The 24,555-nt window shown below is 44.8% G+C and carries 21 protein-coding genes and 1 pseudogene; 5 read left to right on the top strand and 17 right to left on the bottom strand.

The annotated features are described in order from the left end of the window. Positions 1 to 36: 36 nt before the first annotated feature. Positions 37 to 1,710 carry a recombinase family protein gene (locus DFR58_RS09605; RefSeq protein WP_114297625.1) on the top strand — a complete coding sequence of 558 codons (1,674 nt, stop codon included), beginning with the start codon at positions 37 to 39 and terminating at the stop codon, positions 1,708 to 1,710. A 6-nt stretch (positions 1,711 to 1,716) separates the two neighbouring features. On the opposite strand, the gene DFR58_RS22490 is transcribed toward DFR58_RS09605, so the two are convergent. Beyond that, a complete protein-coding gene (locus DFR58_RS22490; protein ID WP_278278806.1) occupies positions 1,717 to 2,190 on the bottom strand; it encodes a collagen-like domain-containing protein in 474 nt (157 codons plus the stop codon). A 240-nt stretch (positions 2,191 to 2,430) separates the two neighbouring features. Then, positions 2,431 to 4,203, bottom strand: a complete 1,773-nt coding sequence (locus tag DFR58_RS09595; protein WP_114297624.1) for an exosporium glycoprotein BclB-related protein — start codon at positions 4,201 to 4,203, stop codon at positions 2,431 to 2,433. A 274-nt stretch (positions 4,204 to 4,477) separates the two neighbouring features. On the opposite strand from DFR58_RS09595, the gene larAH6 reads away from it, so the two are divergent. After that, positions 4,478 to 5,728 carry a nickel-dependent malate racemase, LarAH6 family gene (gene larAH6 / locus DFR58_RS09590; RefSeq protein WP_114297623.1) on the top strand — a complete coding sequence of 417 codons (1,251 nt, stop codon included), beginning with the start codon at positions 4,478 to 4,480 and terminating at the stop codon, positions 5,726 to 5,728. Between the two features lie 90 nt (positions 5,729 to 5,818). Then, positions 5,819 to 6,133 (top strand): hypothetical protein, encoded by a 315-nt coding sequence (locus DFR58_RS09585; RefSeq protein ID WP_147273164.1) that lies wholly within the window; start codon positions 5,819 to 5,821, stop codon positions 6,131 to 6,133. A 105-nt stretch (positions 6,134 to 6,238) separates the two neighbouring features. Here the strand turns inward: DFR58_RS09585 and DFR58_RS09580 are convergent, their stop codons facing one another. From DFR58_RS09580 to DFR58_RS09520, 13 genes are all read right to left on the bottom strand, one after another. Further along, positions 6,239 to 7,126, bottom strand: coding sequence for an NAD-dependent epimerase/dehydratase family protein (locus DFR58_RS09580; protein WP_278278807.1), 888 nt, complete (start codon positions 7,124 to 7,126; stop codon positions 6,239 to 6,241). 29 nt (positions 7,127 to 7,155) lie between these two features. Then, positions 7,156 to 7,890: a cephalosporin hydroxylase family protein gene (locus DFR58_RS09575; RefSeq protein ID WP_114297620.1), complete on the bottom strand. Its 735-nt coding sequence runs from the start codon at positions 7,888 to 7,890 to the stop codon at positions 7,156 to 7,158. Between the two features lie 32 nt (positions 7,891 to 7,922). Continuing rightward, complete coding sequence (locus DFR58_RS09570) at positions 7,923 to 9,386, bottom strand: glycosyltransferase (RefSeq protein ID WP_114297619.1); 1,464 nt, start codon at positions 9,384 to 9,386, stop codon at positions 7,923 to 7,925. Between the two features lie 86 nt (positions 9,387 to 9,472). Then, positions 9,473 to 10,486, bottom strand: a complete 1,014-nt coding sequence (locus tag DFR58_RS09565) for a radical SAM protein (RefSeq protein ID WP_114297618.1) — start codon at positions 10,484 to 10,486, stop codon at positions 9,473 to 9,475. A gap of 15 nt (positions 10,487 to 10,501) precedes the next feature. Further along, positions 10,502 to 11,500: a radical SAM/SPASM domain-containing protein gene (locus DFR58_RS09560; protein WP_114297617.1), complete on the bottom strand. Its 999-nt coding sequence runs from the start codon at positions 11,498 to 11,500 to the stop codon at positions 10,502 to 10,504. Positions 11,501 to 11,503: 3 nt separating this feature from the next. Further along, positions 11,504 to 12,541 (bottom strand): radical SAM/SPASM domain-containing protein, encoded by a 1,038-nt coding sequence (locus DFR58_RS09555; RefSeq protein WP_114297616.1) that lies wholly within the window; start codon positions 12,539 to 12,541, stop codon positions 11,504 to 11,506. Positions 12,542 to 12,593: 52 nt separating this feature from the next. Beyond that, entirely contained in the window at positions 12,594 to 13,619 is a 1,026-nt protein-coding gene (locus tag DFR58_RS09550; RefSeq protein ID WP_114297615.1) for a radical SAM/SPASM domain-containing protein, read from the bottom strand. A 17-nt stretch (positions 13,620 to 13,636) separates the two neighbouring features. Next, positions 13,637 to 14,815, bottom strand: a complete 1,179-nt coding sequence (locus tag DFR58_RS09545) for an FkbM family methyltransferase (RefSeq protein ID WP_170138101.1) — start codon at positions 14,813 to 14,815, stop codon at positions 13,637 to 13,639. After that, entirely contained in the window at positions 14,808 to 16,130 is a 1,323-nt protein-coding gene (locus tag DFR58_RS09540; protein ID WP_114297613.1) for a glycosyltransferase family 4 protein, read from the bottom strand. The genes DFR58_RS09545 and DFR58_RS09540 overlap by 8 nt, the downstream gene beginning before the upstream one ends. A 57-nt stretch (positions 16,131 to 16,187) precedes the next feature. After that, positions 16,188 to 17,711, bottom strand: coding sequence for a glycosyltransferase family 2 protein (locus DFR58_RS09535; protein WP_114297612.1), 1,524 nt, complete (start codon positions 17,709 to 17,711; stop codon positions 16,188 to 16,190). Positions 17,712 to 17,762: 51 nt separating this feature from the next. After that, the gene (gene rfbG / locus DFR58_RS09530) at positions 17,763 to 18,824 is read right to left on the bottom strand and encodes a CDP-glucose 4,6-dehydratase (protein ID WP_114297611.1); all 1,062 of its coding nucleotides are present in this window, start codon (positions 18,822 to 18,824) and stop codon (positions 17,763 to 17,765) included. Between the two features lie 46 nt (positions 18,825 to 18,870). Continuing rightward, positions 18,871 to 19,641: a glucose-1-phosphate cytidylyltransferase gene (rfbF, locus tag DFR58_RS09525; RefSeq protein WP_114297610.1), complete on the bottom strand. Its 771-nt coding sequence runs from the start codon at positions 19,639 to 19,641 to the stop codon at positions 18,871 to 18,873. A gap of 207 nt (positions 19,642 to 19,848) precedes the next feature. Then, positions 19,849 to 20,304, bottom strand: a complete 456-nt coding sequence (locus DFR58_RS09520; RefSeq protein ID WP_114297609.1) for a hypothetical protein — start codon at positions 20,302 to 20,304, stop codon at positions 19,849 to 19,851. A gap of 207 nt (positions 20,305 to 20,511) precedes the next feature. Here DFR58_RS09520 and DFR58_RS09515 point away from each other — a divergent pair. Both DFR58_RS09515 and DFR58_RS09510 read left to right on the top strand, forming a co-directional pair. After that, positions 20,512 to 21,405: pseudogene (locus tag DFR58_RS09515) on the top strand (glycosyltransferase); the annotation flags it as partial. Between the two features lie 36 nt (positions 21,406 to 21,441). Continuing rightward, positions 21,442 to 22,341 carry a glycosyltransferase family 2 protein gene (locus DFR58_RS09510; protein WP_114297607.1) on the top strand — a complete coding sequence of 300 codons (900 nt, stop codon included), beginning with the start codon at positions 21,442 to 21,444 and terminating at the stop codon, positions 22,339 to 22,341. Positions 22,342 to 22,430: 89 nt separating this feature from the next. Here DFR58_RS09510 and rfbB read toward each other — a convergent pair whose 3' ends face one another. After that, positions 22,431 to 23,414, bottom strand: a complete 984-nt coding sequence (gene rfbB / locus DFR58_RS09505; protein ID WP_114297606.1) for a dTDP-glucose 4,6-dehydratase — start codon at positions 23,412 to 23,414, stop codon at positions 22,431 to 22,433. 28 nt (positions 23,415 to 23,442) lie between these two features. Further along, the gene (locus DFR58_RS09500) at positions 23,443 to 24,543 is read right to left on the bottom strand and encodes a glucose-1-phosphate thymidylyltransferase (protein ID WP_242987514.1); all 1,101 of its coding nucleotides are present in this window, start codon (positions 24,541 to 24,543) and stop codon (positions 23,443 to 23,445) included. Positions 24,544 to 24,555 lie beyond the last annotated feature (12 nt).

The following is a 24,555-nucleotide window of genomic DNA, read 5'->3' as shown; positions in this document are numbered from 1 at the left end:
TGCTATGAGCTTAATTCTATGGAAGGGAGTCTTAAAATGCCACGGAAAAGCCGGGTTAATGTAACGGAGCATAAACAGGTCAAATTCAACATATGGCAAATAGCTGTTTATATTCGTTTATCGCGCGAAGATTCCTCAAGCTACGACGAATCGGAAAGCGTTGCAAATCAACGGGCTATTATAGAACAGCATATTGCTGGCTTTAACGATGGCGACGAATACATTATTGTCAAGGAATATGTTGATGATGGAATATCAGGCACGACAGACGACGAACGGGACAGCTTTCAGGAAATGCTGACAGATATCACAAACGGGCGCATCAACTGTGTGATTGTTAAAGACCTTGCCCGTTCCTTTCGCAATTACAGCGATCAGGGCTACTATTTAGAGGACTGGTTTCCAAGATACAATATCCGCTTTATCTCACTGTTTCATCAGCCTCTTGACAGTTATAAGGAGCCGCGGAATATGCGGAGCATTGCTGTACCTATACAGGGTGTGATTAACGAAAATCATTGTGCGGAAACCTCCGATAAGGTGCGTCAGGTCTTTAATATGAAGCGGAGCAATGGAAAGCATATAGGCTCCTTTGCCCCGTTCGGCTATATCAAGCACCCGAAGGACAATAACGCATTGGTTATTGACGAGGTTGCCGCTGCTGTTGTCCGAGACATATTCAATATGTTTTTAGACGGCATGAGCAAAAGCTTCATTGTACATACTCTAAACCGGCATGGAGTTTTATGCCCGGCGGCCTATAAGAGAGAAATACAAGGGCTGAAATTCACATATCCTGGGCTTGACCCTGCTAAAATGCCGCTGTGGACGGCTGCCTCCGTTACAAATATACTAAGCAACGGCATATACTGCGGGGATATGATTCAGGGAAAATGGCGTGTTAAAAGCTATAAAATCCATGTACAGGAAAGAGTGCCGGAGGAGGAATGGTATGTAGTAAAAAATACCCATGAGCCTATCGTTAACCGGATAACTTTTGAAAAGGTACAAGAGCTGCTCAAGAAGGATACCCGAACAGGCCCACAGCAAAAAAAGCTCTATCTTTTCAGCGGCTTCCTGCGGTGTGCTGATTGCGGCAAGGCAATGGCCAGAAGTCAGGTTAAGGGTAAGGTTTATTATTTCTGCCGTACCTATAAGGAACAATCGAAAACAGCTTGCAGCAAGCATTCCATCAAGCACGACAAGCTGGAAGCGGCTGTGCTCCATGCTATTCAACAGCAGATATATATTGCGGTAAATTATTCAACAACCGTTGCCAACATCAGCAAAGTACATTTGATGAAAAGTAAGTCTGTAAAGCTGGTCAATGCCTTGGAACAAAACCATAAAGAGCTCGCGAAGGCAGAGCGGTATAAACAGGCAGCCTGGCAGGATTGGAAGGACGGTGAAATCTCCCGCGCAGATTACTGTAATATGAAGGAGAATTACGAAAAGCAAACTGCAGAACTTGAACGGATCATCAAAACACTCGAAAATGAGAATGCTGAGCTTAAAAAAGGCGTTGACGCTGAAAATCCTTTTTTAGCTCACTTCTGGCAGCATCACAACATCGACAGGCTAACAAGGGATGTCTTGATAGAATTGGTTAACTGTATCATTATACATGAAAACAGAAATATCAGCGTTAAGTTTAAATTTGCCGATGAGATAAGCAGGATAACCCAATTTATAGAAGCCGATATTAATTAGTGTGGTTTAATGTGAACCACATTTAAAAAGGGAGTTTTGTTTTCCTTTTATTGTAGGCTCTGTGGGTCCTGTAGGTCCTGTGCTGCCTGTCTGATCCGCAATTATTATAATTGTGACAGGTCCACTTGCTCCGGTAGCGCCGGTAGCCCCGGTTGGGCCGGTTGGGCCGGTATCCCCGGTGCCTGCGGGTCCTGTAGGCCCTGTGGGCCCTGTGCTGCCTGTCTGATCCGCAATTATTATAATTGTGACAGGTCCGGTAGCGCCGGTTCCTGCGGGTCCTTCGGGTCCTGTAGGTCCTGTGGGCCCGGTACTGCCTGTCTGATCCGCAATTATTATAATTGTGACGGGGCCGCTTGCTCCGTTAGATCGTGTATTATACTCATTTGCCTCAGATACGCCCTGTATTTCACCGAAATAATTTTCATCATGTGAGTATTCATTATCTGGTATACCGGGATCAGGTTGATTAATTATTTCCATAAATTAATTTTACTCTCCCCTCTATCAATTAGCTATAATATTTCTAATATATAGGTTATGTGAATTAAGTATAATCTGTTACCCGCCGAAAGTTTTTTAGAAAAATATGACTATAAATTTATTATAGGACATGTTAAACAGAATAAGGAGGCTGCCGAAAAAATTCGACAGCCTTAACAAAAATGCTTTTAAAATATTTTATTGAAATAAAATTCAATTATACTGCTGCAAGCTCATGCATCAAACGATGGTAATTCCTGCGCTTGCATAGCCTGTTACAGTATTTATCAGGCTCACTCCTGCGGCTGTTGCCGAGAATACCATTAAAAGGCGTGTCTCGGCAGTTACCGGTATAGACAGCCCGGTAGTAATACCATTGCTGGTAGCACCAAGTCCAACTACGCCTGTGAGGGCCGGAGCCAATGTTACCACGGCACCCGGAATAGGAGAAAATGTGTTATCCGGTGTAGCAGAACTGAACAACTGTCCCGTAATGGTTATGGTTGTACCTACAAGCCCCAGAGCTACGGTGTTACTGAAAAAGCCTGCTATTGACGTAATGGTGCCATCTCTGGGGGCTGAGAAAGCAAAGTTTATTAATGGCCCCAGAGCAGTGCCCGTAATGTCAATAAGTCCCCCTACAAGGCTTATTCCCGAGGCGGAGCTTCCGAATCCTACAAGGCTCGTGGTTCCTACCAGTCCTCCCGCTATAGTGGTCATGGTAATGGTGTCTCCGGATGCAAAAGGTATTATGGCACCGGCGCCATCGGCACCTGTAGCACCTGTCTCACCCGTGGCGCCGGTAGCCCCGGTTTCACCCGTTGCACCAGTAGCTCCGGTCTCTCCTGTGGCACCAGTAGCGCCGGTTTCACCTGTAGCGCCCGTAGCACCAGTCTCACCCGTGGCACCAGTAGCCCCAGTTTCGCCCGTGGCACCAGTAGCTCCGGTCTCTCCTGTGGCACCAGTAGCGCCGGTTTCACCTGTAGCGCCTGTAGCCCCGGTCTCTCCTGTGGCACCAGTAGCCCCGGTTTCACCTGTAGAGCCCGTGGCACCAGTCTCACCCGTGGCACCAGTAGCCCCAGTTTCGCCCGTGGCACCTGTGGCTCCGGTTTCACCCGTAGCCCCCGTAGCCCCGGTTTCACCTGTAGCACCTGTGGCTCCGGTTTCACCAGTAGCACCTGCTGCACCGATTTCACCCGTAGCACCTGTAGCCCCGGTCTCTCCTGTGGCACCTGTAGCGCCGGTTTCACCTGTAGCGCCCGTAGCACCAGTTTCGCCCGTGGCACCTGTGGCTCCGGTTTCACCAGTAGCACCTGCTGCACCGATTTCACCCGTAGCACCTGTAGCCCCGGTCTCTCCTGTGGCACCTGTGGCTCCGGTTTCACCAGTAGCACCTGCTGCACCGATTTCACCCGTAGCACCTGTAGCCCCGGTCTCTCCTGTGGCACCTGTGGCTCCGGTTTCACCCGTAGCACCCGTAGCCCCGGTTTCACCAGTGGCACCTGTAGCGCCTGTGGCTCCGGTCTCACCCATGGCACCTGTGGCTCCAGTCTCACCCGTAGCGCCTGTAGCCCCGGTTTCACCTGTAGCCCCTGTAGATCCGGTGCTTCCCGTTTGATCTGCAAGTATAATAATTGTCACAGGTCCGCTTGCACCAGTAGGCCCGGTAGGCCCAGTAGCACCTCCTCCTGATGGGCCGGTAGGACCTGTTGGTCCAGTGCTTCCCGTTTGATCTGCAAGTATAATAATAGTAACGGGACCGCTTGCACCAGTAGGCCCGGTAGGCCCGGCAGCACCTCCTCCTGATGGGCCGGTAGGACCTGTTGGTCCAGTGCTTCCCGTTTGATCTGCAAGTATAATAATAGTAACGGGACCGCTTGCGCCTGTAGCCCCTGTTGCACCGACTTGGCCTGTACAGCAAGGCCAATAAGGCCAAGGCCAGTAAGGCCAATAAGGCCAGCAAGGGCCAGTAGGGCCATTAGGTATACTTGAAAAGAGATTTTGCATTTCCATAAATATGTTTTATACCTCCTGTATTAATGAATAATTATAATATTTCTAATATTCTCAATATATAGATTATGTTTTATTAAAGTAAGGGGTTACCAGGAGATATTTTGGAAAAATTTAGGTTATCATAATCTAACAAATTTATCATTAAAAAGACTATTTAAAGCAATTCTTGGGACAAGGCATCTTTACAAAAGCACTAAAAGGTGGGATAATACGTTCTAATGATAAATAAAGGTGCTATAATAGGATCAGCATTTAAACGGAGGGGTTAGTTATGAACTTTGAGCTTGGTTTCGGAAAGGCAAAGGCTCACTTTAGTGTTAAAGAGGAAAATGTAATTGGTGTGCTCCAGCCTAACGCAGTTAGTGTGGGCAGCACCGGCGAGGAAGAGGTAAAGCGCGCCTTGCACAGCCCCATAGCATCTGAAAGGCTCAAATACATTGTAAATAGAGGAGAGAAGATTGTCATAATAACAAGTGATATAACCAGGCCCATGCCCAGCAGGCTTGTTATTCCCGGAATAATTGAGGAACTGAAAGAGGCAGGTGTGAGGCTTGAGGATATTACCGTTGTATTTGCGCTGGGAAGCCACCGCAAGCACACGGAGGAGGAAAAGAAGTACCTTGTGGGCGAGCAGGTGTACTCCTCGGTAAAATGTATAGACAGCGATATGGACGACTTTGTACACATGGGAACAACATCAAGCGGCACTCCGGTGGATATATTCAGAGCTGTGGCAGAGGCAGACAGGAGAATATGCATCGGAAATATAGAATATCATTATTTTGCCGGATACAGTGGGGGAGCTAAAGCCATAATGCCGGGGGTATCTACAAGAGCAGCCATACAGGCCAATCACAGCAAGATGGTTATGGAGGAGGCAAAGGCGGGGGAAATGGTTAAAAACCCCGTAAGAAGAGATATTGATGAGGTTGTGGACTTTGTGCCAATTGACTTTATATTGAATGTTGTACTAGATGAGAATAAGAATATTATAAAGGCTGTTGCGGGACATTATATAAAAGCCCACCGTGAGGGGTGTGACTTTCTGGATAAGCTTTATAAGGTCAAGATAAGTGAAAGGGCCGATATAGTTGTCGTCTCCGCAGGAGGGTATCCTAAGGATATAAATCTGTATCAGGCGCAAAAGGCATTGGATAACGCAAAGCATGCAGTCCGCGACGGAGGTGTCATTATACTCGTCGCAAGCTGTAAGGAGGGATATGGGGAAGAGGTTTTTGAGCATTGGATTAAGCGATCCTCGGCGCCTTCTGAGCTTACCAATGAGATACAGAGGAACTTTGAGCTCGGAGGCCATAAGGCGGCCGCTATAGCAATGGTCTTGAATAAATGCAGTATTTATATGGTTTCGGATTTGGATGTGCAATCAGTCCGTAAAATATATATGAAGCCTTACAGTGAGCTTCAGCAAGCCTTTAATGATGCCGTGGGCGAGCTGGGAGAGAATAGCAGTGTAATAGTTATGCCTTATGGCGGATCTACGCTGCCCGATGCGGAGAAATAAAATAGGTGTGGCATACTTTTGTTAATTGAATAAAATATAGTAATGAGAGCCTTTTTTAGCAAAAGGACATTCCTGAAATTGGAGATAAAAATGGGCTGTGATAATTCCAATCAACCCAACAGTGGTTCTAATAACAAAAATGAGTTTGGCTTTTTCTCTATACCTCCTGAGCAATTTACTTTATTGGCCTCTGTAGTAGGCTTTTTGCTGGCTGAAAATTTAGATGCTAATGAGCAAAATTCATTAGGAAACTTTCTTACACTTGTAGGGCAGGTTCTTATGACGGTAGCTTCACAAAAGGCTTTACTCGACTCAGGCAATGACAATCAGCAAATCCTTCAAAGGCTGAACTATCTCAAAAAGCATATAAGTGAGATTGAACAGGAGCTGGAGGGAAATACATAAATTATCATTAATGGGGATAATGAACGGCAGTGGGCACAAGGTTTTTTTCAGACAAATACCAAAGACTATGCCCACTGCCATAAAGAGGGTTTTATTTTAAGGACACTAGATTTCACATTCTGCTTTGAACACCTTTTGCAGGCCCTCATACAGTCCAACCAGTTCTGTTTTTAAAAGAATGTTTTCATCCCCGCAGCATATATCCATTACCTCACGCTTTCTGTAAGGATGCCTTCCAAACTCTATATTCAATTTTTTTCCAAGGGCATTTTCAAATATTGCCGACACCTCCCGCAGAGTGTATATCTCTTTTGGAGCAGCTATAAAGCTTTTCTTAGTGCCGGGAGGCATTTTTTCGGCGTACAGGGCTGCGAGTACAAACGCCTTCACCACATCATCAATATACACAAGCCCTATTTGCTGTTCCCCCGGAGACATATCAAGCCTTTGATCGCTTTGCGCCGCCATTTTTAAAGCCGGTATAAGCTTTGGCCTTGGGTCAAACGGCCCGTAAGTATCTATAAGCTTCAGAGTGACAAAGCTTATGCCAAACGCGGATATATAATAGTCTGCGATGGTTTCAAGAGCCTGCTTGGTGGCTGCGTAAAGATCCGAAGGACAATACTCGCAAGTATCGTAGTTCTGCCAGTGGGTACCGGTGTTTATAAAGCATTTAACGCCTTCCGCCGCCGCCGCTTCTAAAAGCTGAGTTCCAAGCAGTATGTTGCTTTCAATAAGCTCTTTGATTTCGTGAGGCTCATGCTGTGCCTTAAAGCACGCCGCAAGATGAAAAATTGTATCCGGCCGGACCGAATGGACAATTTCTATTATTTCGGAGGTCTCGCCCGCGTACCTATGTACATTTATTTTATCCTTTAAGTCACTTATTAATAAAAGCTGGGTGGAAGGCCGCAAAAGGACATGCACCTCTGCTCCCGTGCCGCAGATGTGCCTTGCAAGGTTTGAGCCTATATATCCTCCGGCTCCCGTAATAATAACTGTTCTAATCTCTCATCACTCCTTTATTTTACCCTTTTGAGATATCCGTCTACTGCTGCAGTCAATACGATTTTATCCTGAATGCTTTTGTCGATACAAAAGCTGTCATTGTCCTTTAAAAATTCCTGCACCGCCGTCCACGGGTTATCGCCCGACCCCCAGGGGCGGTCGGAGCTTAATTGGGAGGGCAGGAACTCCACTATTGTGTCAAAAACTACGATATATGACCCTTCAGTTACAAACTGTGAATATATTTGCAGCTCTCTTAAAACATGATCATGAGTGTGGCAGGAATCAAGAAACACCATTATGCTCTTTTTGTTTTTTGCATACTCTTTAACCTGATTTACAATACCGCTGTCGATTGAAGAGCCCTCCAGCATTGTAATTCTCTTAATCATGGGATGCTTTTCTATTTCAAGCCTGTTGTGCTTTCTTATGTCGATGTCTATGCCTATGACATGCCTGTCTCCTCCTAGAATTTCCAGCATTGATGCAGAAAATATAATGCTTCCGCCATGGGCAATTCCAGTTTCAATTATCAGATCGGGGCCTACCTCCCATATAAGCTCCTGAAGGGCAACAATATCTGTCGGTATTTGAATAATCGGTCTTCCAAGCCACTTGAAATTCCTCACATAGTTGTAGCGGGAGGATGCCAGCAGCCAGTCGGACGACAGCTTGGCCAGATGCGGGTCTTTACGCATTTCTTCTATTGCCTGCTGTCTCTCTGAGTTGAATTCTTCTATAGGGTCCATAATTCACAAGCCTCCTTATATTTATTAATTGATTATATTTCCCGCTCTACGAGGTCATGCAGCTTCATAGAAAGCGGGTAAGCTCTCAGAAGGTATTTTTTTGCGGTATCATAATAGGAATTTTGCATTGCGTTTATAACGTTTATAATACAGTCCTTTAAAAGCATTGCAGAGCTTTTTATCTCTTTGTTTTTTAAGCTGTCAAAGTCCCTGTTTAAGATATGACAAAGCCTGCAAAGCGTTTGAACGGAGCCGTATAGTGCTTCTGTGCTTTCGCCGCTTAAGGTGTCGGGGCTTATGGATAGCAAGCTCTCCTTAACCGAATTGCTCATATCAGATATGCTTGCCGGATGCTGTGTTAACTCCGGCAAAGTGGGAGAGGCAGTGCATTCATCCTTCACCATTCCATTTAACCGGAATAGCATATCCAGCTTGTTAAGTATGTATTTCCATGGCAATTCATGTCTTGCAAAGGAACATATGCCGCCCGACACCTCTTTTATTCTTTCTTCGTCAGGGCATACGTTTTCAAAGGCAAGGGTAAGGGCGTTATGATCTCCTATGGGAACAATAGTGCCGTATTTTCCGTTATCAGTAATATCATATGCCCCCTCTACATCTGTGGTAATTATATAGCAGCCATTTTTTGCAGCCTCGGCAAATACATGGGCGTATGCCTCGGAGGCGGAGCTCATGCAGAAAATTTTTGCCTTGAGGTATTCCTCCTCAAGCACGTCTCTGTCATATATGGGCCCTGTAAATTCTATGCTTGAAGAAAACTTAGGGTGCTGCTGAAGAAGCTTTAATTCCGGCAAAAATTCATCTGCTATGCCGCCCACCAGCTTGAGCTTCCAGCCCGGCACCTCCGCGCTCAAAAACGCCTTTATCATAACGGCGGTTTGCTTTGCATAGCAGCCCAGACGGCCTACTGTAAGTATTGTGTTCTCTTTTTTTTCATAGCATAACGGCTTGGGATCCGGGCTTTCATAGTACCCGTTGGGGATAAGCTCAACGTCAAACGGGATAACCCGGTTTAAGTGGCTGTGCAGGTTTGAGGATTCAACGGTTGTTAAGTCGCATAAGTCCAGCAATGCATGAAAGCGGGGAGACGAGTCCAGTCTTAAAATCCAGAACCTGTTCATATCCAGCTTTAAATAAGCCTTGCCGCAGGCATTGTTTTTTTTGTATATGGATACTATTTCATGATAGCAGTCATACGGACCAAATAAACAAATAATGTCAAAGCCTTTCGCGTTTTTTTCGATATATGTATGTATATCCGCATTGAAGCTTCCCGTATAGTTTACGCACTCAAATTTGCAGCCGGGAAAATGGCTGTGAAGAACGCTTTCATTCACAGAATACGCGGCAATGGTTGAATCATAGCCGTAATACTTCTGCAAAAGGCATGGAATAATACATATGTCCTTTAAAATTTGTGCATCCGAGATACTATAATTGACATCAGGAGCAACCAATAGAATTCGTTTGCTCATACAGCTTGCATCCACCTTTCTATAATATATAGAGATTATATCCTCTATGTTTGTAAAATCTTTATCGCGTCCTTTCTATATGTTTTTCAATAGAGGCTTTTTAGCCGGCTTACATAAGGATCAAGTATGTCTTCAGGGAAAAGTCCGTATTTATACAGGGAGCAGCTTTTGCAAATGCTTCCGCACGCTTCCACACCGTCTAAAAGTGTCCTTCGGAAGGATGAAAACTCCTTGCCGTTCCAGATTCTGTAAATATCTTCATTCAGTACATTTCCAAGCACTCTCGGATAGGCCGTGGAGCAGCAAGGAACAACGCAGCCGTCAGGATTTATCTGCATCATGTAAAAGGGCTGGGGGCATATATTGGCTTCCATAATGCAGTTTCCGCTTTGAGTGGTTTTGAAGTCCTTTCCTTGCGACAGCCTTTGATAATCTATATTGCTTACCGTTGGCGTAAGGTGCTCTATTGAAATTGTATCGCATAGAGGCCCGAACATTTCTAAAAACTTTTTTTCCTCGTCTTTGTCCGAAAGCGCGCAGTCTATTATTTTTATATATACCTTTGTTTTCCCCCTGTTTTTATAGAAGAACATAAGGCTTTCCACAAATGAAGCAAGGTCTATATCCACCCCTGATATGCTTTTATATTTCTCTGCCGAAACCCCCTGTATTGAAACCCGAAGCTTGTCAAGCCCGGAATTAATAAGTGAAAGGGAAAGATTGTCAGTCAGCAGTGCGCCGTTTGTTACTATGTCTATGCTGTCTGCTATCTGTCTTGACTTTGCATAGCTTATCATTTCCGCGATATCCCGGTGGAGTAGCGGCTCTCCTATACCGGCAAACCTGAGCATTTTTAACGGCTTATCGAACAGCCTCATTTCGTCTATGCATTTTTTATACAGCGCCATATCCATAAAGGTCTTAGAGGATATATGCCCGTGCTGTGCCCTTGGAATGGCATGGAGGCAGTAGCCGCACTTAAAGTTGCAGCCGTACACCGGGAATATCTGTATTAAAAACGGAGTTGACAGGGGAAGGACTTCCCCCAGTACCGTCCGTTTACCTCCGGGAGTGATCCCTGTAACAAATTTATCACTCATAGACAAACCCCCCTTTCAAATGCGCTTTAATATTTCCTCTGCGTCATAATCTAAAACGTCCTCCGGGTGGGAAACATCATCGGGAGCACAGCATACCCGGCACTTAGGGTTTGTACACCTTTGATTTTTAAGCTGCATAATGCGGAATTCCCGCAGCCTGCTTCCTTGCCATATGCCCAGCAGTGTATCGTGATTTACATTTCCTACCACCACGGGCTTGTAAATTGTGTCACAGGGCTCCACATCGCCGTCTGGGAATATTCCAAGCATAAAGAAGGGAAGAGGACACACCTGCCGTTTATCGTGAAATCTTCCGTAGCGATCCGCGCAAGCTGATGCATCGGAATAATTTACACCGTCATAGACCGGCCTGCACTGCTCTACAAACATCCTGTCGCTTATATCGGAAAAAAGCTCATAGAATTTTTTATCCTCTCCGGGACTTAGCGCTATGTCCATAACCTTTACAAACACCTTGCAGCCCTTTCTGTTTTGATAAAAATACCGTATGCTTTCTATGAATTTATCAAAGTCAAGCTTATATTTGCATACCTCGTTGTATTTTGAAGCGGACAGCCCCTGAAGTGATATTCTTATAGTGTCAAGTCCCGCTTCAATCAGGCTTTTGGAAAGCTCCGGCGTGAGCAGGGAGGCATTTGTTATGATTTCCACTCTCTCGGCAACATAACTTTTCTTTGCCAGCTCTATCATCTCCGGTAAATTCTTGTTTAAGAGGGGCTCTCCGTGGCCTGTAAGCGACAACAGCTTAACCCTGTCGGGGAACTCGCCGGCCTGTGCTATAATTCGCTTATAGGTATCCATAGGCATATTCTGAGGCTCAAAATTGTATTTTTCCTTCATTTTTTTAAGGCCCAGAGAATGTCCGCAGTAGCTGCACTTAAAATTGCAGAAGGTTGTGGGGAACACAAACAGTGTAAAGGGAGTGCCAAGGGGGACGGCACTGCAAAGCTTGGTTCTTTCAAGCCCGCATATGGGCTTTATTTCAGAGGGCATTATCTATGCACCTCCTTCGGAGTCTAAAAGTGAAAGCAGGCGTTCTCTGCAATCGTCCAGAAACTCGCTTCCGTCAAGCACTGCGGCACATGCGCTGCAGGTTGCGCACACGGGAATTTTCAGGCGTTTTTGCATAAGGTGGCCCCTCATAAGGCTATTGCGTTTTTTGCCCTTCCATATTGAGACTAGCGGCTCATTGTTGATATTTCCCATAGAAAAGCCTTTTGGCAGCCCACCTACAGGGCACGGGAAGACATTCCCGTCGGCATCAATCTGGAGCATGTAAAATATTACAGGGCATACATGCCTGTATACAACCTTTTCGTTATTGAGATTGCGCGTATTGTCGGCCAAGCCGTTGTGATCCTTCATCTGCTGCTGAAGGGTTATTAGATGCTCAATGAATATTTGATCGCATATGTCTCCGAACAGCTTGTAAAAACGCTGCTTATCCTCCTCACCGTCTAAAATGGAGTCTATGATTTTTATAAAAATTGAACAGCTCTTTCTGTTCTTATATAAATAGCTTAAATTCTCATGCATTTTATCAAAATCTATTGTGACTCCTGAAATCTCCTTATATTTGCGGGAATCAAGACCCTGAAGAGATACCTGTATCCTTGTGGTTCCCGCGTCTATAAGCCTGTGCGAAAGCTCAGGGGTAAGGAGTGAAGCATTTGTCAGAATATCAAGCCTTTTCGCTGCTCCAAGCTGGTGTGCCAGTTTTATCATGTCGGGAAGACGGGGGTTTATAAGAGGCTCGCCAAGCCCCGAAAACACTATTCTCTTGGGCCGTTCGGGGAAGGAGAGAAGCTGTTCTAAAAGCTGCTCGTACATGGAAAAGTCCATGTGCCTTAATTTGTATCCCGTTTTTGCCAGCTCTCCGTTTTGCTGTCCCCTTGTGCCGTGAAGACAGTAAAAGCACTTGAAATTGCAGCAGCGGGTGGGTTCTATAAAAACCGTAAAGGGAGAGCTTAAAGGAATTACCTCCGAAAGCTGCTTACGGTTGGTGTCATAGCTGGGCTTTATTTCAGCATTCATAAAAACAGACCTTTCATATGAAATAATTATATCAATATTATATTATAAGGCTTCACGCATGCGGCGGAATGAGCTTATACCTTTCCTCAAGCTCCTGGGCGTATTTATCCAGATAATCGCTCGGGCGCATAACGTGAGTATGCCTTTGGCATTGCTTGCATACAGGCATTTGGGCTTTTTTATGCTGCAGCAGCTTTATGAGAAAGGAGTTGTATTCCTTTCCGTTCCATATGCTGTCCAGCCCCCTTTCGGCGGCGCTTCCGAATACGGCAGGAGGAGGAAATACGCAGCAGGGAAGCACTAAGCCGTCCACATCAATAATGCAGGAATAAAAGGGAAGAGCGCAGATGTCTGTGTCAACTATCCTATTTCCCATAAGCTCAGTTGAAAAGTCACTTCCGAATTCGGTATAATCGAATTCATTTAAGACGGGGATTAGGGATTCCACCGCTATTTCATCACAGAGTTCTCCGAAAAGCCGGAAAAATTCCTCCCTGTCCTCATTATTCTTCAGCATGATATCCATTATTTTCATATATACGTTTGTGCTTTTTTTATTGTGATAAAAATATTTCAGGTTGGATATAAATTCATTAAAATCAATATCTACTCCCGATACCTGCTTATAGTCTCCCGAATTAAGCCCCTGTATTGAAATCCTGAGGCTGTCGAGGCCCGCTTCTATAAGGCGGTCGGCAACGGCAGGCTTCAGCAGAGAGGCGTTTGACAATATTTCTATTTTATCCGCTATGTTATTGCTCTTTGCATACCGCACCATTTCAATTATATCAGGATGCAGCAAAGGCTCGCCCCATCCCACAAGCACAAGCACCTTAAGTCTGGTCTTTAAGGCCTTGAAGCCGTCTATGCATTTTTTATACACCTCAAGGCTCATAAGCTTTTTCTGGAAGGACATGCTTTTAAGCGTCTCGGCATCGGAGCTTTGCAGGCAGTAGCTGCACTTGAAATTGCATACGTTGGCCACGTACATCTGCACCGAAAAGGGGGCTTTAAGGGGCAGTACCTTCCCCAACTCCACTCTGCAGGCGTTTTTATTTGTTATAGCTTTAGCTCCCATAGGTAAACCTCCCCATACTATAGCTCATTTGCAGCTTGGTTTACCGCATACAGTATTGTCTCCATGCCATACAGACCGTGACTTCGCATATAGAATACATATCCGGGACTGATGCTTTTTATAAGAAGAGGTATTTCCCACAGGTGTTCTAACGAGTGGTACACGCTGATTGCCATATCGGGAGTGTGCCGCTTTATTGTTTCTGCCGCGCCATAAAGGGCTTCGCACTCGGCTCCCTCAATGTCCATTTTTATAAAGGTAGGAGCAAAATCGGGAATGACGTTATCTATTGAGACGCACTGCGTAAAGGTATCGCCGTCCTCGGAAATTCCGCTGGAGGTCTCAATGCCCGATTTGAACTTGAGTATTTGGCTGCTTTTCCATACGCCGCAGGGGAAAAGTATCTGCTCCTTTGATGCTCTGTCCGACCTTAAATTCGAGCAAAGCCTGTTAAAGTTATCGGGATCGGGTTCAAAAAGCGCCAGTGCATCCGCCACTCCGATGTATTTCTTAAGAGCGTACGCAGTGTCCCCGTCAAATGCGCCGCAGTCTATAAATCTTGAGTATCCTTTTTGCAGAGGTATGTCATCTACAAAATACTGCGGTTTTTCCGAGGGCAGGGAAAAGTATGCCGGATTTCCGCTGATTACTGCCTTTAAGAAGGCTTGATATACCAGAAAGCTTTCGCTGTCCTCCAAAAGGGCGGCAACCTCCAGTATTTTTTTGTATTTTTCAGATTCTTTGACGTTCCCGTCTAAGCAGCCGTCCTGATTGCCACAGCTTAAATAGTCGTATATATCAAAGAAATACCGTATTGTCTGGAAATAGTATATTGACTCCCAACCGCAGCAGGACAGGTGCCTCTCAATATCCTCAAGCTCACTGCAGCCACACATAAAGGCTATTATTATTAATGCTTCGCCGTCGCTTTTTTGGTGCAGATTGTGCTCATCCGCCTTATAAACCGGCTTTCCGCAGTAAAAGGTATCGCTTCCTCCATGCCTGTCAAAAAAGCCCTCAACATGGATATTTCCCTTTTGAAGAAGATTAAGAGTCATTGCTCCGGCGTTGCCCGCCCCATAGATGTATACCTTTCCCGTTGCCAGCTCATGAAAGATTTGCCCAGCCTTCTTGATGTTTTCGTCAGAATTTATCAACTCCTGTATTGATTTTACAAAGGACTGTCTTTTATTCATTGTCATCACTTCCTTCATTTATTGTGTTTGCCCACACTTGCAGCATTGGATCATAAGGGAACTCTCTTTTGTAATGGAATATTGAGGCTTTGTTGGGCCCTTTAAGAAGGGGGCTGCATCTCAAAATTGCTTTTTTTATTTGAGGAGTCTGCCCATGAGGCCCGGCTGCAAGGCTCAGCTTAAAGCTTTGCCCGTCGGCCCCGAGGCATGATGCAAACCACTCACAGGGAACGGAGCCAAGTATATCGCTGAAATGGAATTTTGCCTTTGGGCACGACATTACATCCTCGATGCCTGAATAAAAATTATCCGCAAGCTTTTTTTTACTGTATTTGTCCATTACATAATTCCGCGCTTTTCTGCCCATTGCCTTTCTTTTTTCAGGGTTTTGGTACAGATATCTCATGGCATTTCCGTATTCCTCAATTCCTGAGACTAAAAGCCCGGTTTCATTATCGGTGACAATGTACCGCTCAGAAAGCTGGTTCAGCATTACGGGGGGTACCCTCGCCGCCATAGCCTCCAATACTGTATTTTCCGTTGTGCAGGTATGAAAGGGCATAAGAGGATAGCCCAATACGTCAAAGCCGGAAAGCACATCATATATGTTTTCTAAGTAGCCGGTATAAGTAAATCTATCCTGCATACCGAGAGCCCTTGCCTGCATGTCGAGAGTATTTTTTGCAGGTGCTTCGCCTGCCAGTATAAAGTGTGCCTGTGCTATTTCCACTGCCTTGCAGAATAAAACAAACCCGGTATGCAGCTTTGAAAAATCTATATATCCAAGGTAGCCTATGTTAAAGCCGTCATGCGGCTCATGCCTTATATCGGGGGCATCGTCAAGCCCCGGACAGCCATATACCACACGGGTTTTTTTCATGAGCATCTCATACGGTATTTCCTTAAATACACCCGCGTCATAGGAGGAGGGAGATGTGAACCACACTGCCAAGGCTCTTAAAAGAATGCCGGGGTTTAAGGCGGGAGACGTAAGGCTTGATATATGTGTCCATATTACAAGCCGTGTGCGTACCTCCGGGAAATGGCAAAGCAGCCTTGCGGTTTTAGGATGGTGCCACCAGTGTACAATTGTAACATCACTGCTTTCAATGAGGCTATGGAGCTGCTTTTCGTCCGGCTGCACAAATACCCTCGCACCCATATCCTGTGCGGCTGTCATAAAGCTTTTGTTTACAGGGCTTTCCAGCAGAGCTATTTCATGAATACCGCCGCTTGAGGACGCTATACCGGAAATTACGTTGCCAACGCCTCCTCCCATATGAGGGGTGATATGAAGTATTCTACTTTTAAGCATATGCCACCTCAGAGCAAAAGTATGCGGCAAATATTTTTATATGTGCCGCTGATGCATCTACCTTGATATGTCAAGTACGTAATTGTTGATCATTATTTTGCCGAAAATGTCATTGGCGCTTTGCGGATTTAAATCCTCCGATACCTTTTTTAAGGTGTTCATCGTGTCCACGTCGGTACAGTGAAATTCCGACACCTTTTTTTTACATTCATACCCAAGGGTATTTAAGTATGCTTCAAATGCGGGGAAAGGAACGTTCGCCACAATTGCGCCGTCGAGTGCAGAGGCGTTTCCCGAGATTGACAGAAGGGTTCTTGCATCGTAGGTATTTGTGAGCTTCATAAGCAAATGGCCTCCGTCCTTTAAAAGAGAGAGCATATCGCTTGTAAGCCTGTAAGGATCACTGTATGTGTTGACAGGCTTTCCGAGAACTATATAGTCAAACCTGTCTGCATTAAAATGCTCACTAAGGTATTGAAGCCTGTCAACAGCCACCTTTCCGCTACATATGGTGTTTAAGTCCAGCCAGTATTTCGCATCGGAGGTAAATGCCGACAGGCGTACATTGCACACGTCTCCGCTTCTCAGCTTGTTTTTAACCTCCAGTAAGGGAGTGCCGCATAAAACATCTATTCCAAGAACGTTTGTGCAAGCTGCTTCTATACTTTGAACGGGGTCTATAAGAGCTGTCATTGTAAGCTCATAGTTGTTGACGTCATTCCATGCGTCTATTCCATAGTATTTATTGTTAAAGACTGTGCGCCCTTTTTGCAGGGACTCCCTGTACTGCTCAAACGACTGGCCCGAGGTATGTCCGGCATGGTATACGAAAACATCCCTGCAAAGCACTGCCTTGTAGCCTGCCCTTCGCACCCTGAAGGTTATGTCGTCGTCGGCGAAATCGTGCAGGAAGCCGTAGTCATATGTACCTATCATGTCGAGACAGGTTTTTTTAAAGAGAACAATGGGGGATATCAGCCTTATGCGCTCATGCCACTGCGCGGGGCAGGATATGTTGTATTGTGCCGCTTTTTCCTGCATATCGGCAATACCGTTAAAGCATAGATCTATGCTCTGGTAATTGCTTACATTGTTTGATACAGGCCCTACCATACCTATGGATTTGTCTGAAATCGCACATTTAAGAAGGTTTGAAAGCCAATTTTGAGTTACATATACATCGTTTGCAATTCCCACTATATATGCGCCGGCCGCAAGCTCAAGCCCTGATCTGCTGCCGTAAAAGGCGCCTAAGTTTTTGGTAATATGTATTATTCTTTTTCTGGCATAGGGCACTTGCTTAAAGTATTCGAGAGTTTCGTCCGAAGAGCCGTTATCTACCATTATAAGCTCATAATCAACATCTCCCGTATATTTTAGTATGCACTCAATGCATGTTTTGGTGTGCTGCTCAAGGTTGTTGAACCCTATAAGAACAATACTGACAAGGGGTGCGTTATCCTCAAGCGTTGCAGAGAGCATGTTTTCTCTGGTGGAATAGAGGCTGTCTCCTGCGGCAGGCCCTGTTTTGCTGTCGGTATTTTTTACTATAACTTCGGGAGCCTGGTTTAAATCATACATGTTAACCCCTCCATGCAGCCTTGCTGCAAAAAAATAAAACCTATACTTCCTTCATACGTTGTTTAAAAAGCTGTAAATTTGCAGGCTTGTAAGCTCCGCCATATCCTGTTTCTGATGCCATGACCTGTACCACTCTACCGTTTTGTCAACAGCGTCATGGATTGTCCACACCGGCTTCCACCCTAAAGCAGCCTTGGCCTTGGAGCAGTCAAGCTTTAAAAGGGAAGCCTCATGGGGCCCGTCAATGCCGGTGCTTTCCCATGTCTGTCCTGCCCCCCATTTCCGGCAAAACATACCGACAAGCTCTCCTGTTGTTATACAGCACGTATCATTGGGGCCGAAATTATAGCTTCCCGCATATTTATTCTTGTCCTCATACTGCTTCTGTGCTAAAAGCATATACCCATGCAGGCATTCGAGAACATGCTGGTAAGGTCTTGTTGAATTGGGGTTTCTTACTGCAATTGTCCGTTGCTTATGAGCCGCTCTTACGCAATCGGGTATAATTCGGCCGGGGGAAAAGTCTCCTCCTCCTATTACATTTCCAGATCGCGCGGTAGAGATTGCCGCTGCTTCGTCAGCATAAAAAAATGAATCAATATAGCTGCGCGTAACAAGCTCGCTGCAGGATTTACTGTTTGAGTAGGGATCGTGCCCACAAAGCCGATCATTCTCTCTGTAGCCCCAGTGCCATTCTTTATTTAAGTACACCTTATCGGTCGTGACGTTTACGATAGACCTTGCTGTACCGTAAATACGCGCACATTCCAATATATTTACCGTCCCCATTACATTTGTTTCATAAGTATAAACGGGGCTTTTATAGGACTCTGTGACAATGGGCTGTGCGGCAAGGTGAAAAATTATCTCGGGGCTTGAGCTTAAAAATACTTTTTTTAATGCATCTAAATCCCTTATATCTCCTGTTACGGAGTTAATGTGACGGGATAAATTCAAAAGCTCAAAAAGGCTGTCTTTGGTGCAGGGCGCAAGGGAATAGCCCGTTACGTCGGCACCGGCATCAAGCAGAAGGCTCGAAAGCCATGATCCCTTAAAGCCGGTATGTCCCGTCAAAAAAACTTTTTTACCCTTCCAGAAATGCTTATCAAGCATTTTAACCTCCCGGTGCTTTTTCTATGTTTTTCCGTTAAAACAGCTTTTACAGCTTCCAAGGCGCGGTGCCGTTTTTCCACAGCTCTTCTAGGTAAAATTTATCCCTTACGGTATCCATGGGGCTCCAGAAGCCGTGATGCTTATATGCCATGAGCCTGCCTGTAGAGGATATCTTCTCTAAGGGATCATGCTCCCATATTGAGTCGTCTCCGTCTATATAATCAAATACATCGGGCTGGCATACAAAGAAGCCTCCGTTTACCCAGCCCATATCCCCCTTTGGCTTTTCTCTGAAGGAGGTGACTATGCCGCTAGAGTCCACGTCTATTGCGCCAAAGCGTCCTGACGGCTGCACGGCTGTGAGGGTAACAATTGCGTTGTGCTGCTTATGGAACTCAACCAGATCGTTTAAATCCACATTGGAGAGTCCGTCTCCGTATGTAAGCAAAAACGGCTTGTTTTCGGTATATTTGCATATGCGCTTAATACGTCCTCCCGTCTGGGTATAAAGACCTGTATCTATAATGGTTACACGCCATGGCTCCGCAATATTGCGGTGAACCGACATGTTTCCGCTGTAGCGGAAGTCAAAGGTTACATCGGAGGTGTGGAGAAAATAGTTTGAGAAATATTCCTTTATTATGTTTGCCTTGTACCCGCAGCATATGATGAATTCGTTAAATCCATAATGCGAGTAATATCTCATAATGTGATGAAGTATGGGATACTCGCCTATTTCAATCATGGGCTTGGGCTTAAACATTGATTCCTCACTTATTCTTGTACCGTATCCTCCCGCCAGTATTACAACCTTCATACCTTTACACATCCTGTCTTTACACATTCTGCTGCATAATTAAGATACTATGAGCTTAAGGATCTCATAATATCTTTAAACCCATTTTATGCAGCGGCAGGTTAAAGAGTTACAATGTTTTATTTTTATATCAAACACGCGGGGAAAGTATAGACTTAACTAAAATAAATACGGCCCTCCCGTTAGGGAAGGCCGTATTTATAAGTGTTAGGAGATTGGGATTTCTTCAATTGCGGAACCGATTATCACTCCATCCTCTATAAGTGCCACAGCCAATGTCAGTGATGATCCGGGAGGAGCGGCCAGCACCCCTATGGAGATTTCTCTTACCGGAGGTACTATGGGAAGATTGAAAATGAATCCGGTGCTGCCGGGGCCTGCTATAATTTCTCCATCCGCAGGACCAACATCGGGATTTCCGTTTTCAATAATCTGAATTGTCACTCCCTCAGGAATATACAGTGTGATATATAACGGATCTATTGCGCCGCTTTCTTCCGATCTTGTGAATGAAAGGACTTCCTCAAGCCATGCCTCTTTGTCGAATGAGTCGGAATCTATGACATGAGCCTCAAACTTTCCTGCATTCACTACTACCTGGGCAGGCCCTACTATTGTAGTTGTACGTGTTCCGCATTGATTTAATACAGAGTCTACGGTCATATTATTGCCTCCTGTTTATAGGTTTCATTACATAATATAAAAAAACACAAAATATAGTTACATATTATTGAGTATTTACATAAAATGTTACTGAGCTTATGCTCCCATGGATAGCGAGGCGTGTAACAAACAAATTAGATTGACATAATATGGATTAGGGTGTTGTTTTTATAGCATAAAACTAAGGAAAGGATAAGTAAAATGATGCCGCCATTTGTTAACTATGTCACATTTAACAGACTGGGCCTTACGGAGAGGAGTCTTAGATCCATACTGAATACTCCCGAGGATTTTGAGATGCATATAATCGACAGCAACTCAAAGGATGACACATGGAGCTATATTCAGTCTCTTTCGGACAGCCGCATAAAGTCTAAAACACGATTTCCTCTGAACAACGGCCCCATCCTGCCGTCTAATTTCAACCTTACTAAAAGAAGGCCTGAGCAATATTTTATAACAATTGACAGCGATGTGTATATGAAAACTCCCAACTGGATATCCAAATTTATGGAGGTTTTCAATGCCTTTCCTGAGGCAGGTCTTCTCGGTGTGCACAAAGGGCCTCCGTATTGCGAAAAGGGGCCCGAGGTTATTGCCCGGTACAGCAACGGAATATCGTACCTTGAACTCAAGCACGGCAAGCTGGGAGCCCCGCTTGACTTTGTTCCGGGCTGCTGCCAGTGTCTCCGGCCTGAGCTTATAAGGGAAATGGGGTATTGGAGTGAAGAAAACGGCTATGGAGACGCTGAGCTGTCTTTGAGAGTAAACAACCACACTTCCTTCAGGGCAGGCTTTGTAACGGGAATTCAAATAGATATGACTCAAAAAATACATTGCAGCGAATGTCGTGCAAAGCAGTGGTGCAAGCTTGACCGCAGCAGTAACACATGCTTTACAATACACCAGAAGGGGCATAAGAATATTGAGGCTGCACAGCTTTTCATGCCTAAATATTATGCCACCTTTAAAGAACTTGAGGAGGGAAAAAGGACTGCCTACTGCGCGTCGATATTTGATCCCAAATCGTATGAAACCCATTTCTACAACATGGAATGGGCTATGGAAAACTTTAACTACTTTATACAAAATACCAATTAATTATTTGACACCAATTTATATGAAAGGAATGATAAGATGACACCTCCATTTATTAATTATGTTACCTTTAACAGAGTGGGCCTGACAGAGAGGAGCCTCGGTTCTATTCTCAGCACCCCTGAGGATTTTGAAATGCATATCATCGACAGCAATTCAAAGGACAATACCTGGGACTATATACAAGGGCTGAATGATCCCCGTATTAAGTCCAAGACAAAATTTCCTTTAAATTGCGGAGCCATTCTGCCTGCCAATTTTAATTTGCTGAAAAGGAGGCCCGACCAGTTTTTTTTCAACATCGACAGTGATGTGTATATAAAAACTCCCGACTGGATCACAAAGTTCATGCAGGTATTTGATGCTTTCCCGGAGGTGGGGCTTCTGGGTCTTCAAAGAAGCTATCCGTATCCGCAGTATTTGCCCCCTGTCATTGACCGGGTGAATGGGGATGTTAGCTACCTGCAATTAAAGAATGGATTTGTCGATACCATGCTTGACTTTATTCCGGGGCACCTTCAGTGCCTGAGACCCCAGCTTATAGAGCAGATAGGCTATTGGAGCGAGGAAAACTATTATGGAGATGCTGAGCTGTCAATAAGGGTAAATAATTACACCACCTTCAAGGCTGGCTTTATGAAAAATATAGAGATTGATATGGTACAGGAAATACCCTGCCAGCAATGCAAGGTAAGGCATTTATGCAAGCTTGACAAGCAATTGAACACATGCTTTACAATACGTAACAGGGGGCATAAAAATGAGTCGGCAGCCGATAAGTTCAAAGTCAAATATCTGGCTACCTTCAACGAGCTTGCAAACAGACAGAGAAGTGCCTACTGCGGATCGATTTATGATGCGGCGTCGCAGAAAAAGAATTTATTCCATTTGGATTGGGCGCAGGAAAATATATTGTTTTTCATCGAAAATGGCAACTGATTCTGAGACGTATAATTATCATATTTCAAATATCCTTTTAGTCAAAGCAAAAGCAGCCTGATCGGCTGCTTTTGCTTTGACTAAAGACTTTATTCCTTAAACCAATCGGGATTGCTTTTATACCACCTGACACAATCCGTAAGACCGTCTTCTAACTTAATCTTGCTTGACCAGTTAAGGTTGCTTTTAATTTTATAGCTGTTAAGGGCATAGCGCTTATCGTGCCCCGGCCTGTCTTTGACCATGCGTATAAGCTCCTGGGGCTTATCGAGTATTTTTAGGATTCTTGCCGCCATTTCAAGGTTGGATACCTCTTCCCCGGTGCCTATATTATATATTTGCCCCGGCTTTCCGTAAAACAGCGCACGTATTATGGCTATACAGTGATCCTGCACATGTATCCACTCTCTGACATTTGTGCCGTCTCCGTAAATGGGTATTGAGTTGTCCTGCAATGCGTTTAAAACACAGGTAGGTATAAACTTTTCACTATACTGGTACGGCCCGTAATTGTTACAGCATCTTGTAATTATGACAGGCAGTCCATAGGTCTTTGCAAAAGCACCCACCATGAGATCCGCCCCTGCTTTGGAAGCTGAGTAAGGGCTGCTTGGGTCGAGGTTTGATTCCTCCAAAAAGTAATCGTTGCTGTTGTCTAAGCTTCCGTACACTTCATCTGTGGATACCTGAAGAAACCTGTTTCCCTGAAAACCGTGCCTGCCCCATAAATGTCTTGCCCCCTCGAGCAATGTCATGGTTCCTAATATGTTTGTGCTTACAAAAACGGAAGGGTGGCTTATACTCCTGTCAACATGGGATTCTGCGGCAAAGTTTATTATGTGATCGGGCTTATATTTTCTGAATACATAATTCACCAGCTCATAATTGCAGATATCACCTTTTATAAAATGATATCTGGGATTGTTTTCAATAGATCTTAAATTGTTAATGTTTCCCGCATAGGTCAGCTTATCTATGTTTACCAAAATATAATTTTTATTCCTCTTTAAGAAATAAGTTATAAAGTTACTGCCTATAAAGCCTGCCCCCCCTGTAACCAGCAAGACCTTCATTCTGAACATCTCCTTTCCTTAAAGCTATTTAAATTCCCTCTGCAAAGTTACCCCTGCTTCCCGATTGTATATATATTTCGCTGTTATCTCCGATTAAAAAGCATATTGAATCGGGCCTTTGGGAGGTTCCCTTTACCACTGTATTTTTTCCAATAAGGCTTCCTGAAACTCTTTTGCCTATATTACGCAGCTTTGAGCCTTCCATAATTATGCTGTTTTCAACCTCACAGCCGTCTACCTTCACAGAGCTGCCTATAGAGGCGTAGGGGCCTATATAGCTGCCCTTTATTATTGAATTGCTTCCGATTGCAACAGGGCCTCTTATAATACTGTCAGTGATTAAAACACTGCTGTCGGCAATGATTTTACCTGTACATAAACAATCATTATTTCTATTAATATACGTGGAACTTTCCAGCCCGTCAAGCATTAATTGATTGGCCTCCAGCAGATCAGGCAGCTTTCCTGTATCCTTCCACCAGCCCTTTGTAATTTCGTAGCATATGCTTCCCCCCATATCAAGCATTACCTGCATGGCATCTGTGATTTCAAGCTCTCCTCTTTTTGAGGGAGCGGTTTTGGCTATTGCATCGAAAATCGTTTTATCAAATGCGTATATCCCTGTGATAATGAGATTGCTTATGGGCTCCGGGGGTTTTTCGACCAGCCTCACAATATGGTTGTTTTCAACCACTGCCACACCAAAGCCTGCCGGATTATCCATCCTGTGAAGCAGAACCGAGGCGTTTGACCCCGAGGCATAAAACCCGTCAATGAAGCTGCCAAGACCCATATCAAACAGGTTGTCTCCTAAAAGCATTATGAAATCACTGTCGCCTATAAAATCCGCAGCCGTTTTGACAGCGTGCGCAAGTCCGAGCGGCTCCTTCTGATGAATGTAGCTGATACGCGCATTCCACCTGCTTCCGTCTCCGACTGACGATTGAACCTCCTTATGAGTGCTGCCCACAATTATTCCTATATCGGATATGTTGGCGTTTACTACCTTTTCTATTATATAAAACAATGCAGGCTTGTTTGCGACGGGTATAAGCTGCTTGGCATTGGTATATGTCAGCGGCCTCAGCCTGGAGCCCGTTCCTCCGCTTAAAATAAGTGCTTTCATCATATATTCCTAAAA

The sequence above is a fragment of the Anaerobacterium chartisolvens genome (assembly GCF_003337415.1).
Taxonomy (GTDB): domain Bacteria; phylum Bacillota; class Clostridia; order Acetivibrionales; family DSM-27016; genus Anaerobacterium; species Anaerobacterium chartisolvens.
The sequence above is the reverse complement of the archived record's forward strand: the minus strand, read 5'-3'. Positions and strand labels throughout refer to the sequence as shown.

What these genes read in the sequence shown, in the direction of transcription:
- DFR58_RS09605 (WP_114297625.1), top strand. Translation starts at nt 37, where the DNA reads ATGCCACGGAAAAGCCGGGTTAATGTAACGGAGCATAAACAGGTCAAA.
- DFR58_RS22490 (WP_278278806.1), bottom strand. Translation starts at nt 2,190, where the DNA reads ATGGAAATAATTAATCAACCTGATCCCGGTATACCAGATAATGAATAC.
- DFR58_RS09540 (WP_114297613.1), bottom strand. Translation starts at nt 16,130, where the DNA reads ATGCTTAAAAGTAGAATACTTCATATCACCCCTCATATGGGAGGAGGC.
- DFR58_RS09555 (WP_114297616.1), bottom strand. Translation starts at nt 12,541, where the DNA reads ATGAATGCTGAAATAAAGCCCAGCTATGACACCAACCGTAAGCAGCTT.
- DFR58_RS09595 (WP_114297624.1), bottom strand. Translation starts at nt 4,203, where the DNA reads ATGGAAATGCAAAATCTCTTTTCAAGTATACCTAATGGCCCTACTGGC.
- DFR58_RS09565 (WP_114297618.1), bottom strand. Translation starts at nt 10,486, where the DNA reads ATGAGTGATAAATTTGTTACAGGGATCACTCCCGGAGGTAAACGGACG.
- DFR58_RS09520 (WP_114297609.1), bottom strand. Translation starts at nt 20,304, where the DNA reads ATGACCGTAGACTCTGTATTAAATCAATGCGGAACACGTACAACTACA.
- DFR58_RS09545 (WP_170138101.1), bottom strand. Translation starts at nt 14,815, where the DNA reads ATGAATAAAAGACAGTCCTTTGTAAAATCAATACAGGAGTTGATAAAT.
- rfbG (WP_114297611.1), bottom strand. Translation starts at nt 18,824, where the DNA reads ATGCTTGATAAGCATTTCTGGAAGGGTAAAAAAGTTTTTTTGACGGGA.
- rfbF (WP_114297610.1), bottom strand. Translation starts at nt 19,641, where the DNA reads ATGAAGGTTGTAATACTGGCGGGAGGATACGGTACAAGAATAAGTGAG.
- DFR58_RS09535 (WP_114297612.1), bottom strand. Translation starts at nt 17,711, where the DNA reads ATGTATGATTTAAACCAGGCTCCCGAAGTTATAGTAAAAAATACCGAC.
- DFR58_RS09575 (WP_114297620.1), bottom strand. Translation starts at nt 7,890, where the DNA reads ATGGACCCTATAGAAGAATTCAACTCAGAGAGACAGCAGGCAATAGAA.
- DFR58_RS09550 (WP_114297615.1), bottom strand. Translation starts at nt 13,619, where the DNA reads ATGGGAGCTAAAGCTATAACAAATAAAAACGCCTGCAGAGTGGAGTTG.
- larAH6 (WP_114297623.1), top strand. Translation starts at nt 4,478, where the DNA reads ATGAACTTTGAGCTTGGTTTCGGAAAGGCAAAGGCTCACTTTAGTGTT.
- rfbB (WP_114297606.1), bottom strand. Translation starts at nt 23,414, where the DNA reads ATGAAGGTCTTGCTGGTTACAGGGGGGGCAGGCTTTATAGGCAGTAAC.
- DFR58_RS09500 (WP_242987514.1), bottom strand. Translation starts at nt 24,543, where the DNA reads ATGATGAAAGCACTTATTTTAAGCGGAGGAACGGGCTCCAGGCTGAGG.
- DFR58_RS09510 (WP_114297607.1), top strand. Translation starts at nt 21,442, where the DNA reads ATGACACCTCCATTTATTAATTATGTTACCTTTAACAGAGTGGGCCTG.
- DFR58_RS09585 (WP_147273164.1), top strand. Translation starts at nt 5,819, where the DNA reads ATGGGCTGTGATAATTCCAATCAACCCAACAGTGGTTCTAATAACAAA.
- DFR58_RS09570 (WP_114297619.1), bottom strand. Translation starts at nt 9,386, where the DNA reads ATGAGCAAACGAATTCTATTGGTTGCTCCTGATGTCAATTATAGTATC.
- DFR58_RS09560 (WP_114297617.1), bottom strand. Translation starts at nt 11,500, where the DNA reads ATGCCCTCTGAAATAAAGCCCATATGCGGGCTTGAAAGAACCAAGCTT.